Source organism: Serratia sp. NPDC078593 (genome assembly GCF_050268245.1).
Classification (GTDB): Bacteria; Pseudomonadota; Gammaproteobacteria; order Enterobacterales; family Enterobacteriaceae; genus JBNNGK01.
On the sequence record NZ_JBNNGK010000009.1, the window covers coordinates 40,261 to 55,493 of the forward strand.

Annotated in this window: 13 protein-coding genes; 5 read left to right on the forward strand and 8 right to left on the reverse strand. The window is 47.4% G+C overall.

The features are described 5' to 3' along the window. Positions 1–362 precede the first annotated feature (362 nt). The 3 genes from ACQKDS_RS11720 (at position 363) to ACQKDS_RS11730 (ending at position 6,517) form a co-directional block, all read left to right on the forward strand. A complete protein-coding gene (locus tag ACQKDS_RS11720) occupies positions 363–4,205 on the forward strand; it encodes an amino acid adenylation domain-containing protein (RefSeq protein ID WP_399670396.1) in 3,843 nt (1,280 codons plus the stop codon). A 7-nt stretch (positions 4,206–4,212) separates the two neighbouring features. Beyond that, a complete protein-coding gene (locus tag ACQKDS_RS11725) occupies positions 4,213–5,139 on the forward strand; it encodes a pseudouridine-5'-phosphate glycosidase (protein ID WP_399670399.1) in 927 nt (308 codons plus the stop codon). Positions 5,140–5,518: 379 nt separating this feature from the next. Continuing rightward, the gene (locus ACQKDS_RS11730; RefSeq protein ID WP_399670402.1) at positions 5,519–6,517 is read left to right on the forward strand and encodes an aldo/keto reductase; all 999 of its coding nucleotides are present in this window, start codon (positions 5,519–5,521) and stop codon (positions 6,515–6,517) included. 41 nt (positions 6,518–6,558) lie between these two features. Here the strand turns inward: ACQKDS_RS11730 and ACQKDS_RS11735 are convergent, their stop codons facing one another. From ACQKDS_RS11735 to ACQKDS_RS11770, 8 genes are read right to left on the reverse strand one after another with little or no spacing between them, the layout of a single operon-like run. Further along, positions 6,559–7,734, reverse strand: a complete 1,176-nt coding sequence (locus ACQKDS_RS11735) for an acetyl-CoA C-acetyltransferase (RefSeq protein WP_399670405.1) — start codon at positions 7,732–7,734, stop codon at positions 6,559–6,561. Between the two features lie 13 nt (positions 7,735–7,747). Further along, positions 7,748–8,140: a carboxymuconolactone decarboxylase family protein gene (locus ACQKDS_RS11740; RefSeq protein ID WP_399670407.1), complete on the reverse strand. Its 393-nt coding sequence runs from the start codon at positions 8,138–8,140 to the stop codon at positions 7,748–7,750. Next, positions 8,137–9,351, reverse strand: a complete 1,215-nt coding sequence (locus tag ACQKDS_RS11745; RefSeq protein ID WP_399670410.1) for an MFS transporter — start codon at positions 9,349–9,351, stop codon at positions 8,137–8,139. Before ACQKDS_RS11745 ends, ACQKDS_RS11740 begins: the two co-directional genes overlap by 4 nt. A 7-nt stretch (positions 9,352–9,358) precedes the next feature. Next, on the reverse strand, positions 9,359–10,033 hold the full coding sequence (locus ACQKDS_RS11750; RefSeq protein WP_399670413.1) for an HAD family hydrolase: 675 nt from the start codon (positions 10,031–10,033) through the stop codon (positions 9,359–9,361). Next, the gene (locus ACQKDS_RS11755; RefSeq protein WP_399670416.1) at positions 10,030–10,260 is read right to left on the reverse strand and encodes a 4-oxalocrotonate tautomerase family protein; all 231 of its coding nucleotides are present in this window, start codon (positions 10,258–10,260) and stop codon (positions 10,030–10,032) included. Before ACQKDS_RS11755 ends, ACQKDS_RS11750 begins: the two co-directional genes overlap by 4 nt. 9 nt (positions 10,261–10,269) lie before the next feature. Then, positions 10,270–11,103, reverse strand: coding sequence for a hypothetical protein (locus ACQKDS_RS11760; RefSeq protein ID WP_399670419.1), 834 nt, complete (start codon positions 11,101–11,103; stop codon positions 10,270–10,272). Continuing rightward, positions 11,096–11,893, reverse strand: coding sequence for an AfsA-related hotdog domain-containing protein (locus ACQKDS_RS11765; RefSeq protein ID WP_399670422.1), 798 nt, complete (start codon positions 11,891–11,893; stop codon positions 11,096–11,098). Before ACQKDS_RS11765 ends, ACQKDS_RS11760 begins: the two co-directional genes overlap by 8 nt. Before the next feature lie 12 nt (positions 11,894–11,905). Beyond that, the gene (locus ACQKDS_RS11770) at positions 11,906–12,520 is read right to left on the reverse strand and encodes a hypothetical protein (RefSeq protein ID WP_399670425.1); all 615 of its coding nucleotides are present in this window, start codon (positions 12,518–12,520) and stop codon (positions 11,906–11,908) included. A 244-nt stretch (positions 12,521–12,764) separates the two neighbouring features. Between ACQKDS_RS11770 and ACQKDS_RS11775 the strand changes: the two genes are divergently transcribed. Further along, entirely contained in the window at positions 12,765–13,679 is a 915-nt protein-coding gene (locus ACQKDS_RS11775; protein ID WP_399670428.1) for a LysR family transcriptional regulator, read from the forward strand. A gap of 309 nt (positions 13,680–13,988) precedes the next feature. Then, positions 13,989–14,741: a 5'-nucleotidase, lipoprotein e(P4) family gene (locus ACQKDS_RS11780; RefSeq protein ID WP_399670430.1), complete on the forward strand. Its 753-nt coding sequence runs from the start codon at positions 13,989–13,991 to the stop codon at positions 14,739–14,741. Positions 14,742–15,233: the final 492 nt, after the last annotated feature.

The following is a 15,233-nucleotide window of genomic DNA, read 5'->3' on the forward strand; positions in this document are numbered from 1 at the left end:
TGATGTTCCGCGGGGCCGCAGTAGACGTAATCGTTGCCATGATAAACACACTGTTCCAGACATGAATCTGGCGCAGTGCATTGTTACGGCAAAAATAACGCCAGTTGCAGCGGTTATTACCGTCTGTTAACTGACAAATATTAACGCTTAAAAAGGGTGGAATGCTGAAAAGCTGCAAGGATAACTATAGCGATAACAACGATAGAATAAGCCGTGACGCACCCAGCCTTGATGTTATTGAGCATGGCGATCGCCTGCGACCTCATCAAGACGGGCAGTTACAGAGGAATAAAGCCTGAAATCTGTCGTCACGATCAACGCTAACGAAATCTTTGCAAAGGGGATGCATTCATAACGTTATCATGGGAAATTCGGCTGGATTATTTGAACAGCTTGCTCAACACATTCATCAACGGCCCGACGCCATTGCCGTACAAGACGCAGATGGGGTACTCAATTATCAAGAGTTCCATCATCATATTATGAGTATTTCCGCCTGCCTACGGCAGGCGGTTAATACGGACACAGCGTGTATCGGGTTATTCTGCGAACCCTCCACGTTATTAATCAGTGGCGCTTGGGGTATTTTAGCCACCGGTTATGCCTATTTGCCGCTAGCGCCGGAATATCCTGAAGAACGGCTGCGTTATATGATAGCCGACTCATCGGTGAAGGTTATTTTTTGCCAATATCATCTTAAAGAACAATTGCAGGCGCTGGTCGAGCATGACGTCACGATTATTACCGACAACGATATTCCTTACCTGTCTGACGTTCCCGCCCCAGCGTTACCGACTCCAAAGGCCGCGCTTGCCGCTACGGAGCGCTTAGCCTACGTGATTTACACCTCCGGCAGCTCTGGTAAACCTAAAGGTGTGATGGTCAATTATCACAATATATCCAGCCATATGCGCTACCTGCGTCAGCAATTTGCGTTTGATAAGCACAGTAAAATCCTGCAAAAAACGCCGATGAGCTTTGACGCCGCGCAGTGGGAGATCCTCGCCCCGGCCTTCGGCTGTACCGTCGTGGTGGCTCCGAAAGAGTGTTACCGCGATCCCGATATGATGGTGGCTACGCTGTTGCGCCATCAAATTACTTGCCTGCAATGTGTGCCGACGCTGTTACAAGCCTTGGTCGATCAGCCGTTGTTACAGGATTGCCAAGCGTTAACCCAGGTCTTTTGCGGCGGCGAAATTCTGACGCGAAACCTGGCACTGCAGTTCTTCCAAAGCCGGCCACAGACCAGCCTGATCAATCTTTATGGCCCGACGGAATGCACCATCAATGCGTCGGTTCACCGGGTGAATAGCGCGACGCTGGCACAGTCTCCGGATGCGATTTCGATCGGGCGTCCAGTGGATGACACGCGTTTTTATGTACTCGATGCCCACCGTCAGCGAGTGGCTGCGGGCGAAAAAGGTGAGCTGTATATTTCCGGCGCGCAGATAGCCAATGGCTATTTACAGCGCCCAGAACTGACGGCGGAAAAATTCGTACCCAACCCATTTCCCCACGATGCTGAACACGCCCGGCTTTACCGCACTGGCGATATTGTGTATCAGGATGGCGCTGGCGACTATCACTTTGCCGGTCGCGCTGATAACCAGATCAAGCTGCGCGGCTACCGTATTGAACTGGACGAAATCCGTCTGGCGATTGAACGTCACCAATGGGTGAAAAGAGCCGCGGTGGTGGTGAACGAAGATAAACGCACGCACTATCAAAACCTGATCGCCTGCGTTGAGCTAGATCCCCAACATGCCGCCTTGATGGATCAAGGCAAGCACAGCGAACATCACCAATCAAAAGCCAGCAGGCAGCAAGTCAAAGCACAATTGTCCAACGCAGGCTGCCGCAGCGAGGCGGAGTGCCAGACGCTCGCAGAGCTAACCCTTCCCGGCGAACAAGCCACACCGCAACAACGTTATCTGGCATTTAGTCGCAAAAGTTATCGTTTCTTTGAGGGCAGCACACCGGTAAACGAGGCGCAATTATTAACGCTCCTGGCGCGCCAACCGCAGGCGGTACAGAGCAATCAACTGGATGCGCTGTCGGTAAACGACTTTGGCTGTTTGATGCGTAACTTTGGCCAATTCACCAGTGAAAACCGCCTATTACCAAAATATGCCTATGCCTCACCCGGCGCGCTCTATTCGGTACAGATGTATGTGGAAATTCATCGTCTGTTTGGCTGGCCGGCAGGGATCTACTATTACCACCCTGCCCGTCACCGCCTGTACCGCCTCTGCTCCGTGTCAGAACAGAGCACTCCCAGCCTTAAGATCCACTTTGTCGGCAAACGCGCCGCGATCGATCACGTTTACCACAACAATATTCAAGAAGTTTTAGAAATGGAAGCGGGCCATATGTTGGGGCTATTTGACGAACTGCTGCCAGAATATGGTTTACAAATGGCCGAGGAAACGCGCCCCAGCACGCTACCAACGTGGTATGACGGCGCATCCTGTGACTTCTATCTGGGCGATTACCGCATTCAACCTGCCGATACGCATACAGACGCCAGTGCATCAGGCGAGCATCCTGAGCTTTTTGTTCAGGTGCAGGGGAAAGGCGTGGTCGATATGCTTCCTGGGCTTTATCACTATCGTCAGGGGAAGCTGCATTTTCTGGATGAAACGATGCTGGCTCGTCATCACGTCATCGCGATCAATCAGCAAGTCTATCAGCGCGCCGCCTTTGGCATCATGATGGTGAATAACCATAACGATATCGCCCGTCATTACATCACGCTGGGGCGTACGTTGCACCGCCTACAGGCCAACCCACAGGGGCTGGGGATGATGTCTGCGGGGTATAGCTCGAAAACCGGGCATGACCTGCCCGCCGCCACCGCCATGCGGGCGATTTTGGCACGTCATGGCTTGCCACTACACAGCGGTTATTTTTGTATCGGTGGCCCGCTGAGCCAGGCACAGTTAATCCACGACGGAATGGATGAAGACCGGGTGCATATGCAAGGGCCAACAGAGATGCTCAAGGCCGATTTAGCGATGCACTTACCCCAATATATGGTGCCGAACCGCGTATTGGTGTTGGAGAAACTGCCGCTGATGGCCAACGGCAAGGTCGATCAACAAGCGCTTAATCGTCTGTACGATTGTCAGTTGAACACCGATAAACCGGTCATTCCGCCTGAAGGTGAATTACAACAATTGCTGGCCGAGATTTGGTGCAAAGTAATGAAATGGGAAAGCGTGTCAATGGACGACGACTTTTTCGAGAGTGGCGGCAACTCACTCACCGCCGTGATGTTGATCAATCAGGTGAACAAAGCGCTGACGATCAAATTGCCGCTGCAAATACTGTTTCAAACGCCGACCCTGATGGCGTTAGCCCGTTGGATAGAGCGTAATGCCTTCGTTTCTGCGCCCTTGTCGCGTTTGGTGCCCTTTGCACAAAACCAGTCACCCGCAATTTTTTGCTGGCCCGGTCTGGGCGGGTATCCGTTAAGCCTAAAAACGCTCGGGGTAAACTTGAGCCACGCGCGTACCTTCTATGGCGTGCAGGCCTTGGGGATTAACGAAGGGGAAACACCGCTTGAATCTATCCAACAGATGGCGGCGGCAGATATTGCGCAAATTCAACAGATACAGCCTCACGGGCCTTACACACTATGGGGATATTCGTTTGGGGCACGCGTTGCGTTTGAAGTTGCCTACCAGCTTGAAGCGGCTGGCCAGGCAGTGGAAGCACTCTATCTGATCGCGCCGGGATCACCAAAAACGCAGTTCGATCGTGAGCAGGAAGGCAGCCAATCTGCCGATTTCACCAACCCCGTATTTGTAGCGATTTTGTTTTCCGTCTTTGCCCGTCAAATCGAAGGGCCGTTACTGGAACGTTGCCTGGCGGAATGCCGCACCGAAGCCGATTTTGTTCATTTTATCTGTCAGCGTTTTCCGCAGTTACAAGCCGAACTGGTCACGCGGATTATTCATATCGTCAAAAAGACCTATGCCTTTGGCTATAACTTTGAAGAGTTGCAACAACGCAGGATCCAGGCGCCGATTACCGTTATCAAAGCGGAAGGCGACCATTACTCCGCGATCGAACATTCACCGGCACTGCAAGCCAATCCGCCACGCGTGATCCAACTTGCGGTAGACCATTATCAGCTCTTGCAGCCTCAGGGCGTTGCTCAACTGCAAGCGACACTGTTTCCCTCCGTTTCCGTTAATGTATAAGTGAGCCATGATGCAATCTTCTTTACTGCCTTTAGTTATTCATCCTGAAGTTAAAGACGCCTTGGACAATCATCGTGCAGTGGTCGCCCTAGAATCGAACGTCATTACCCACGGGCTCAATTATCCGGCGAATGTCGAAACCGCACTGGCGGTGGAAAATGCCGTGCGCCGCAGTGGTGCGATACCGGCGACCATTGGCATCTGCGAAGGCAACATCTTGATAGGCATGGATCGCGAACACATTGAACGCTTTGCCACCACGCCAGGGATCGCCAAAGTCTCTACCAACACGCTGCCGTTTGTATTAGCGCAAAACGGCATGGGCGCCACTACCGTCGCCTCGTCATTGATCCTTGCTGAACTGGCCGGTATTCGTTTCTTTTCCTCCGCCGGTATCGGTGGCGTGCATCGCGGAGGGGAAGACAGCATGGATATCTCTTCTGATTTGATCCAATTCACCCGCTCCAAGGTCACCGTTGTTTCTGCCGGGGCAAAAAACATCCTTGATATTGGCCGTACCCTGGAATTTTTAGAAACCCACTGCGTACCGGTAGTGACTTACCAAACCGACGATTTCCCCGCGTTTTACTGTCGCAGCAGCGGGTATCGTAGCCCACAGCGATTAGACAGCTTGCAAGACATCGCTCGTGCCATCGCCATCAATCACGCACTGCCGGGTAGCGCCAGCGTAGTGGTCGCCACCCCCACCAAACCGGAGGATGCCATTGACAGCCGTGACGTTCAGGCAGCCATTCAGAACGCCATCGATGAGGCCACGGCTGCGGGCGTCGCAGGTAGCCAGGTAACGAAATTTATTATGAAGGCGGTAGAAAAAGCCACGCATGGCCGTTCGGCAACCGCCAATGCCGCGGTGCTGGTCAACACCGCAGAGCTCGCTGGCGAGCTGGCGATGGTGTATCACGCACAGTATTGATCTTATTCGGCGTCGCCCATCCCGAGCGACGCCAAACAGATTTTTTGTCCTCTGTCGCATAAAATCCAGGCCGCGCAAGCGGCCTTATCGGCTCGACGTTCTAACCACCACAATCTGAAACCACACAACTGTATCCTAATATTCACACGTTGTGTGCCACTGTTAAGCGTTGAGACAGCAAGAGTTAATACGGTCGTAGACGCTACCAGAGAAAATTGATAACGCGTAGAAAAATATAACGTTATCGTTTATTATCACATTTAAATAATGCTATTTATAATAAACCCTCTGTGATTCATTTTTTGAATTGCCCTCTTTGAAATTCAACTCACTCTATAGCCGGTGTCATAATCAACAGTCACCCTATGGAGATGTTACAATGAAAAAAAGAATGCTTGGCAATGAATTAACCGTATCCGCTATTGGTTATGGCGCGATGGGGTTAAGTGAGTTTTATGGTGATACGGATGATAACGCATCATTATCCGTTCTTAATACGGTAATTGACAGTGGTATAGACTTTATTGACAGCGCAAACCTCTATGGCAGAGGACATAATGAAAGGCTGATCGGTCATTTCCTCGCAAAGCTGAGCAATAACCAGCGAAAAAAAATAAAAATTGCTACCAAATGCGGTATCGACCGCGCTGAGGATAATAGTTATGCACGTCGCATAAATAATCAACCGGACTATATACGACGTTGTTGCCACGAGTCATTACAACGACTTGGCATGGAACGAATCGATCTCTATTACCTGCATAGAGTCGATCCTCAAGCTAACATCGAAGAAAGCATGTATTGCCTTTCCCAACTGGTCAAAGAAGGCAAAATTGCGCATGTCGGTCTCTGTGAGGTCTCCGCGACAACATTGGAAAAGGCGCATCGGGTACACCCCGTCAGTGCGTTGCAAACTGAGTACTCATTGTGGACGCGTGATATCGAAACAGATGTACTGCCCACGGCAGTTCGCTTGGGAATCGGTGTTGTCCCTTACTCCCCATTAGGGCGTGGCTTTTTAACCGGAAAGTACCTCAGTAATCAGGCGTTCGCCGATGATGATTTCCGTAAAAACAATGAACGCTTTACGCAGGAAAATATCAACCACAATGTAAAAATCCTTCAGGCGATTGCACCATTGACTGAAAAATATCACTGCACACCGGGTCAATTATCACTCGCTTGGTTACTGGCGCAATACGATAAGATCGTCCCTATTCCTGGAACGAAGAACAGCCACTATGCGATTGAAAATGCACAGGCTGATACGATTACTTTAGACGCCAGCGATCTGGAGATATTGAACAAACTCAAAGAGAAAATAACCATTATGGGTGGGCGCTATAGCGCAGAAGGAATGAAAGGAGTTAATGCCTGATAGTATCAATAATGGGGCTGAGTATTCAGCCCCTTTATTTATTAGCGAGTGACGCTTAAAGCAACGCCCTCTCCGCCGCCCACACATAATGCTGCAATTCCCTTCTTTAATTCATTTCGCTTCATATTATGGATAAGCGTTACCAAAATACGACAGCCGGAAGCACCAATAGCATGCCCCAACGCAATGGCACCACCATAAGGATTAACCCGCTCAGGCGAGATACCTGATTCAGACATCACAGCCAGCGCCTGAGCGGCAAAGGCTTCGTTAGATTCTAAAACCTCGACATCATCCGCCTGCCAGCCTTGCTTATCCAAGCATTGACGGATCGCCGCGATAGGCGCAGCCCCCATGATCTCCGGCTCAATGCCGGAATTACTGAAATGCCCTAGAATAGCCAAGGGTTCAATCCCGAGACGCTCTGCTTTCTCTCGACTACACAGTAATACCGCCGCCGCCCCATCATTCAGTGACGAAGCATTACCCGCAGTTACCGTTCCTGCTTTTTGAAACACCGGTTTTAAACGCGACAATTTCTCATAATCCGTTACCCGTGGCCCCTCGTCACTGGCCATACGTATCAGTTCACCTTTGCGATTGATTGACTCGATAGGCACGATCTCATCATCAAAGTAACCACTTTGCTGCGCGGCCAGCGCCCGTTGATGGGATAATACAGCGTATTTATCCTGCGCCTCGCGCGAAATATTAAATTGCCGAGCGACATTTTCAGCCGTGACGCCCATATGAAATTGATGGAAAGCATCCCATAAACCATCATGCACTAACGAATCTTTCAGCTCCGTATGGCCTAATCGCATCCCCTTACGGGAATTCTCAATAATATGCGGAGCCAGAGACATGTTTTCTTGCCCTCCAGCGATGACCATTTCCGCCTCACCGCTCTGTATCGCCTGCATGGCCAAATGAACAGCCTTAAGCCCGGAACCGCAAACCTTATTAATGGTTAACGCTTGGCTCGACACCGGTAACCCCGCTGATAATGCCGTTTGCCTTGCTGGGTTTTGACCACTGCCCGCCGTCAAAACCTGCCCCATGATCACTTGCTCAATGTCTTGGGGCGCAACACCACTTTCTGCAAGCAACGCCTGCACGACCGCACATCCCAACACCGTCGCCGGTTTGTCAGATAGCCCCCCTTGAAAGCTTCCCGTTGCCGTACGTTTTGCGGCAATAACAACAACTTCTCTCATGGTAAAGCCCCTATTATTTTTGCGCCGCGGAATACTGAGCAACAGCAGTACGGTATACGGTAAGTGCATTCATACACGCAGGGACGCCTGCATAAATCGCCATTTGAATAACAATCTCTAATAACTCTTGCTGAGTTACCCCAACATTTAATGCCGCCCGCATATGTAATTCCAGTTGCCCAACGGCATTACCTTGAGTAATAAGCGATGCAACGGTAATCATCTCACGGCTCTTGAGATCTAACCCCTCGCGCCCCACCACCGCACCGAAAGCATAATCAGTGATTAAACGCGGTAAATCGGCATCCAACTCGCTAAGACGTGCAGTGACCTTATCAGCGAGTCCCGCTTCAAGCCGTTCCATAATTTCGCGCCCGTGTTGCGTTAACGCATCACCCTGTCTCATAACGCCTCCTCCGCTAACGCCGTGGTTTGCTCCGCATTAACCGGTATCATCGCAACCAGAAGCAAGGACAGCGCAATCGCCACGCCCGCAATCATTAACAGCACCGGCATACTGAACCATGACACTAACCATGCTCCTGCCAATGCGCCACAACCGATGGCAGCGTTAAAAAACGAAACGTAAATGGCTGAGGCAGGGAACGCATTGTCACCGGCCAAACGTAAAACCCACGTTTGAAAACCAACAAAGATGCCTGAAACCGCTAGCCCCCACACAATCACCAAGAGCAGAATCTCACTCCCTGACAAGACATTGCCTATTTGACCCAGCGTCAACAACGTGGCGGCGATCAGCACGACAGACAATGCAACTAATGGTTTCAACCACTTGTCGATGAAGATGCCCGTAATAAAGTTACCCGCCAGACCCGCGATGCCGAACACGAACAGCATGACAGGGATCATACTTGATGACACCGATCCCACACTGTGCAACCAAGGTTCGATAAAGGTAAAAGCGGCAAAATGCGCGGTAATCGCCAGCAACGTGGCTGCATAAATTCGCCACAGTGCACTGGAACGCAATACCGTGGCCAACGCTTGAAGCCCCAGAGCGCTGCTAGCCTTAACTTTAGGCACCACCAACGCAATGCCGACTAAAGCCACCAGGCTGAGTAACGACATTAACCAAAATGCCGGACGCCACCCTACGTTTAAACCAATATAGTTCGACAGGGGCACACCAAATACGCTGGCGGCCGAAACGCCACCAAAAACAATGGACGTAGCCAGCCCGATAAATCTGGCCGGTACCAATGACACGGCCGTTGCGCCAATCATCGCCCAAAATGCACCATGCGCCAGTGCGCCAATAACACGAGCAACCAGCAACCAGTGATAATCTTCAACCGTTGCACAAAGGCTGTTCGACACCAGAATGATCAGGGTTAATACCAGCAATAGCCGTTTTTTAGATAAGTTACCCAAAAACAGCGAGGACAATATGGCACTGATTGCGCCGACCCAAGCGTATAACGTTACCGTCAGGCCGATCATAGACTCCGACTGATTCAATCCTTTCGCCATCGGTGTTAACAAACCGATTGGCGCTAATTCAGTCGTAACGATAGTAAAAGTAGAAAGAGCCAGAATAATTAATGCCAACCATGTTCTAATACTCATTGGTTGGCTATCAACCGATAAATTCTTCATTATTACCTCAATTAATATAAACGCTGTCTGTTAGCACTTTCCATTTATTCTGACGCGCGTGCTCCGCCAAACTGGAGTTCTCACCAATACAAACTGGATTTCCTGTTGCCATTAACATAGGGATGTCAGAAAGATCATCGCCATACGCAAAACTTTTTGTTAAATCGATCTTATTTTTATCACTAAATGACAATAAAGCATGCTGCTTCCCTTGCCCTATTGTTTGTGGGCTACCTATCTCCCCAGTCAGCTTGCCATTTTCATCTAATAAGAGTTGAGTACAAAGTATGGCATCAACACCCAACTTGGTTCCTAATGGTTTCAATAACGGCAGCATAGAACCTGAAATAAATACCGTGATATCGCCTCGTCTTTTATGACGTTGAAAACTATCAACAGCGGCTGGGATATAACTGTCTTTATGTAGCAAAAACTCATGAAACCAATCTTCTGCGACTTGGTAAATATCGTCGATATTTACCCCAATAAACTGCCTGTAATACATTCGATTGAGTGTTTCTCTTTTCACTCCCTCAGCGAGTGCGAGCCGGAACTCTTGCATGAACACTTCATACTCTTTTTGACACCCACGTACCGCACTCCAATATTGATAAAAATGAAACATGCTTTTCATTCTTATCAAGGTTTCATCAACGTCAAAAAATGCCGCTGTGGATATCACACCCCCTCCTCATAATTTTTACGGCGACTTTTTACAGGAAAGGCTGCGTCATTACCCAAAACTCCAGCATCCGCCCAACGAGAAGGGGATATCTCGCTAATCACCACAGATATTTTATCCAACGGCGCGCCACAGTGTACGTGGACAGAATGCGTAATTTCTTCGATGAGAGATTTAACTTTTTCCTCATCATTCATTTTCCAGGTAGTCACTTGAATAATAGGCATAACGTTGTCTCACTCTACAGTAGTTAATTCAGTAAACGATAAGGTAGGCAATTTTAAATGGGCGTGGATATCGCCACCTAACCCGTAAAGGCCAATAGCGCCGCCAAAACTCTGGCGGCAACTCATGAATAAAACGACCACATTAATCACCCGGTTACGATCGTTTCCGCCTGCCGGGAAGGGGTTGGGTAATTCGGCCCAGTAGTTTGCATTTCCCTGTTCGTCCGTAACGAACACATTTGGGATCCCCAGCGGCCCAGGACGACTCGGCGCATCGACGGCCAAATCGCGCTCGCGCAGGCTCATTACGGTGTATACGCTGTTGGGAACCAGTCTCGTAAACTGGAAATCGAAGCGCGCGGAACACCTATCCTCACTGATAGTGACCGTCATTTCACCCTGAGCCTGCAACCAGTCTGCTAAGGTGATGGCCGGTGTTTTTCGCACACCATCAGCAACACGACCATCCGCTATGTATCCTTCGTGTAAGGGCACACTCGGCCTACGATCATCAGCCGCATTCGGCCTCTGCTCCGGCGCGAATACCATTGGGTAGTTATTTAATGGTAGCGGTAGCGGTAAAGTATAGAGTGTAATATCAGCGAGTTGCTGTGCCGACAACGCGTCTACTTCGCTAATGATGGTATAAGGCAATGTCTGACCAAAAGCAGGCAGTGGACTGTTTTTATCCACGATCGCCGCCCCCCATTCAACGCCGTTTTGCCGTGGAATTTGCCCAATAACAACAAAATTACCTTGTGCGTCCACAACCTCCGCAGGGGGATACAGCGGCCCCTGCGTGGTCACGGCCAAGGTATAACGTTGGCCGTTAATTTCAGGCATGGGCTCTCCCTACATCGCTCATTACACCGGCATCTGCCGTTTGTAAAATCGTACGCGTCATGTCTGCAGCCATTACCGCTTCTTTATCACCGATCACCGACGCGGGATAAACGGTAAATGACACCGTCATACTGGCGCACAAGGTCGTATGTTGGGAAATACGGATATTCGCCTTAAACCGTGAGCGACGCTCGTTCACATTTTGTTCCACCAACTCGTAGTGAACCATCGCAGGTAACGGGAAAAGGAAACTTTCAAAACGAATATTCATATCATTAATAACATAATATGATTTACCCACATTTCCGGACAGATAAAACTCTTCTGTTACTGCAATGAATGTCTGCCGACATGCCTCAACTAAAATCATACCCTGAATGTGTTGCCCGGTTTGATGATCCGACATTAACTCGCAACGCTCATCAATCAGTAATGGCAAAGCAAATAGATTCTCATCAACTTTTTCGGCAATACCTATTAGCGTATTATGATTCATTTTTTTATGCGAATAAGTATTTTTCTCTGATGCCGTCACTCTTTTTAATTCAGATAAATCAAGTTTATTACCATGGTTTTGGTTACGCTGCTGGTTTTCAAGCACTTTACCCGCATAATCATCCCGAACCCCCTGACCGACAATAAACTTGCTATTAGCATCAATAATATGGGCAGGAATTTGAGTGATAAGTTCTAATTGGCTAATGGTGACAACATCTTTACCGTTAGAAAACTCACTGAATTTATCACCAACAACCATGATATTTTTAGATATTTCGTTATTTTTCATCATAACCCCATATTATCAACAACAAGAAACAGAACGATAAATACGCGTATAAAGACCGTCATTGCCGCCCGTAATGTAACTATCACCCGCTTGTTGAATGATTGTTTGATAACGTGCGTTAGTAAACGCTTCTTTATAAGCTGCTTTATCGCCATTAAATGCTGAGATAAACATCACACCTGGCTGACCGCTGATCAGTGAGTGATAAGCTTCAAAACTGGTAATTTTATCTTTATTATCGCGGACAACATTAAAAATCGTCTCCTCACGCCAATGACGATATTGACTATAATTTTCAGCAGGAACCTCAACATGACGCAACTGGACATATTCTGTTGCCGGAACCTTATCGGTTGAGTCAATTGGTGCTTCTACAAATTTGACTAATTCACGACGCACATCACCCGCTAATTCTTTAGAGAATGTATGGAAAACAGATTCCAATTCCTGTTCGTGTTCAGCGATTTCTGCAATAGACTGGTAAGGGCGCAATTCGAGCAGCTCATTAATCCCTTGTTCATCAGAAACAAAATATTTTCCCACTTCACTGGTAGCCAGCGCTTTGAATTGTGTTTTATCGACATTCTCTTTCAGCGGAAAACGAGTAATTAAGACGTAATTTGCGGACATAGTAAACCTCTGTAGATGTGTGTGTTTTTGAGGTTTCACAATAACAAGATCATAACATTAGAGAATTGTTAGTTTTGTAATATAATTTTTGTATCAAAAATGTTATAGTAAGAGACTGATCGTTCAGGTAACCTGCTATAAAAAGAGACTGCACTCGTAGCCGACGTATTAATTTATCAGTTTGAACCGCATCACAACACCTATCGCCATCTGACAGTTGGCGACATGAAGTCGGAGCCAACAATTGACATCCTTCAATAAAAAACTGCCAACAATTAAACAGTTACAGTGTTTTCTTGCCGTTGCGCACGAACTGAACTTTCGTCGAGCTGCAGAGAGAATGCGCATGACACAACCTCCGCTAACCCGGCAAATCCAGTGTCTGGAAGAGGTCATCGGTTGCTCTTTGTTCACCCGCGATACGCATCAAGTCCACTTAACTGAATCAGGTATCAAGCTGGAAGAACAAGCAAAACAACTCATTAGTCAGCTTTCTCATTTAGTGCAGACCCTCAACGTTGAAAGTGACACAATTAAAATCGGCGTCACACGCACGCTTGATTTCAGCTTGATCCCGACGATTAATGCGCATCTGGAAACACTGCTCGACACGGATAACATCTCCGCGCATCAGCTCACATCAAAACAATTACTGCAAATATTAGCGCGCGGTAATCTTGATATTGTATTAGTCGGTGAAAAAGCGCCCGACAGCGATGAAGACTTTGAATTCAGTTGGTTGCATCGCGAACCTCTAATGTTAGCCCTACCCTCTGCACATCCGGCCAGTATTAATGACACGCTTTCTCTCCACGACGTTATCGACTTACCCCTTTATTGGTTTTCCCGTAATGCCAATCCTGGATTCTATGACAAGTGTGAAAACGCTCTGAGGTCACTGCCTTTTACGTTAAAACGCAAAGCAGAACCGGACGACTCGCTGATTATGCTGGCTAATATTGCCCGGGGAAAAGGCATGGCATTAATGCCGCAGTCAATGTGTGTATCCATTCGTGAGGGGTTATGCTACCGGCATTTAGATCCAACGTTAAACGACAAACTCAATATTGATGTGTATCTGGTCACCCGTAAAAATGAAAAGCGTATTAATGTGCTCAATACAGCTAAAAAGATATTAGCTTCGGTTTCCCCATCCTGAATCGCCATCATTGCGATAAACTTAGGTCTATCTGCGATTTTGCTGTTGGCTGCGCGGCTGATGTACGCGCAGCAGGATACCTCTACTTATCGCCATAGTACCGCTTAACTTATTTGAGTAATAACAGAATTAAAGCGTATATATAATATAAATTTTTATTATTATAATCATAAAATAATTAATCAACTCTCCAGCACATAATACCATTACCGTTTGTAACGTTGAAAATAAAGCAATCGCCGTTATCATGGTTGCAAGCTAACTTTAGCTAAAATATTAAACTCATGAAAAATGACAAGGGATATATTTATGACAAAGACAGCCCGGCTCAGTGCCCTCCTGATAGCAACATTGCCATTGTTAAGCTTCTCCTCATTCGCCACGGAAAAGAGCACGCTTTGCGCACCACAAAAATACGAAATGGCGTTACGCTTTCAGCAACAATCGGCTGAAATTATGGCGCTCCAACTGCAGACCTACAATATTGCCCAACAACGCTTCCAACAATTATTGACCACCGAAAAATTCGAGAAGAAACCGGCGATCGTTTTAGACCTGGATGAAACCGTGATAGATAACAGCCCGTTATTGGTGCGTGACATACAACGTTGCCATGACTATACCAACTGGGATACTTGGGGCGCGTGGGAAGAAAAAGGCCAGCCTAAACTCATCCCCGGTGCAAAAGCATTCTTGGAGCACGTCAATCAGCAACAGGTGAAGATATTCTATGTATCCGATCGCTTCCAAAAAAACAAAGCGCATACGCTCACTACGCTGAAGTCACTGGGTCTGCCACAGGTGGATGAAAATAGTGTTCTATTAGATAGCGATTCGAAAGAGGTTCGCCGTCAGAACATCAAAAAGGAATATCAAATCATCATGCTGTTTGGTGATAGCCTGCCAGACTTTTCGCCTGCGTTTAACAGCAAAAACGCCGTTGCTGAGCAACGTAAACAAGTAGCGAAACATCAGGCTCATCTTGGCAAAGATTGGTTTGTACTACCCAACGCATCTTATGGTGCCTGGAGCCAGGCAAAACTGGATGCCTGGGGGAAATAACCGGTTATAATTATAATCAGGCTAAAAATTTTATCATTTAGCCTGATTTATTGAAAATATTCGATTGTCGTCAACTATTTTAATCAATACATCAATGTAAAGAGCTATTTCGCTCTTCAATAAATATCATTTTTCAAAAAAATAAGCCTTGGTATCATGCAACCTCATCGAAAAGATGGAGATATGACTCACATCGCAGTATGTTACTCAATGGGGAAAAGCTCAATCTAAGCTCAACCAATCACAAACAAAAAATAAGATGTAATTGACCTTATTATAAAATACTGCTTCAATTAATAATTAAACAGACATATTTTTGTAACACTGACAATCTTAGCTATCTTTTTTATTAGGTGCATAAAAATCTTCATTATTATTGGTTATAAAAAAATGCGATCTATAGCACAGTTAACCCTATTGGCTATCTCATCATTTTTAACTTAGTACACAGTATTGATACACTTGACACCTAAACCAATTAACTTATTTAAA

Coding starts and splice junctions, on each gene's coding strand:
- ACQKDS_RS11720 (WP_399670396.1), top strand. CDS start 363: ATGGGAAATTCGGCTGGATTATTTGAACAGCTTGCTCAACACATTCAT.
- ACQKDS_RS11725 (WP_399670399.1), top strand. CDS start 4,213: ATGATGCAATCTTCTTTACTGCCTTTAGTTATTCATCCTGAAGTTAAA.
- ACQKDS_RS11730 (WP_399670402.1), top strand. CDS start 5,519: ATGAAAAAAAGAATGCTTGGCAATGAATTAACCGTATCCGCTATTGGT.
- ACQKDS_RS11735 (WP_399670405.1), bottom strand. CDS start 7,734: ATGAGAGAAGTTGTTGTTATTGCCGCAAAACGTACGGCAACGGGAAGC.
- ACQKDS_RS11740 (WP_399670407.1), bottom strand. CDS start 8,140: ATGAGACAGGGTGATGCGTTAACGCAACACGGGCGCGAAATTATGGAA.
- ACQKDS_RS11745 (WP_399670410.1), bottom strand. CDS start 9,351: ATGAAGAATTTATCGGTTGATAGCCAACCAATGAGTATTAGAACATGG.
- ACQKDS_RS11755 (WP_399670416.1), bottom strand. CDS start 10,260: ATGCCTATTATTCAAGTGACTACCTGGAAAATGAATGATGAGGAAAAA.
- ACQKDS_RS11760 (WP_399670419.1), bottom strand. CDS start 11,103: ATGCCTGAAATTAACGGCCAACGTTATACCTTGGCCGTGACCACGCAG.
- ACQKDS_RS11765 (WP_399670422.1), bottom strand. CDS start 11,893: ATGATGAAAAATAACGAAATATCTAAAAATATCATGGTTGTTGGTGAT.
- ACQKDS_RS11770 (WP_399670425.1), bottom strand. CDS start 12,520: ATGTCCGCAAATTACGTCTTAATTACTCGTTTTCCGCTGAAAGAGAAT.
- ACQKDS_RS11780 (WP_399670430.1), top strand. CDS start 13,989: ATGACAAAGACAGCCCGGCTCAGTGCCCTCCTGATAGCAACATTGCCA.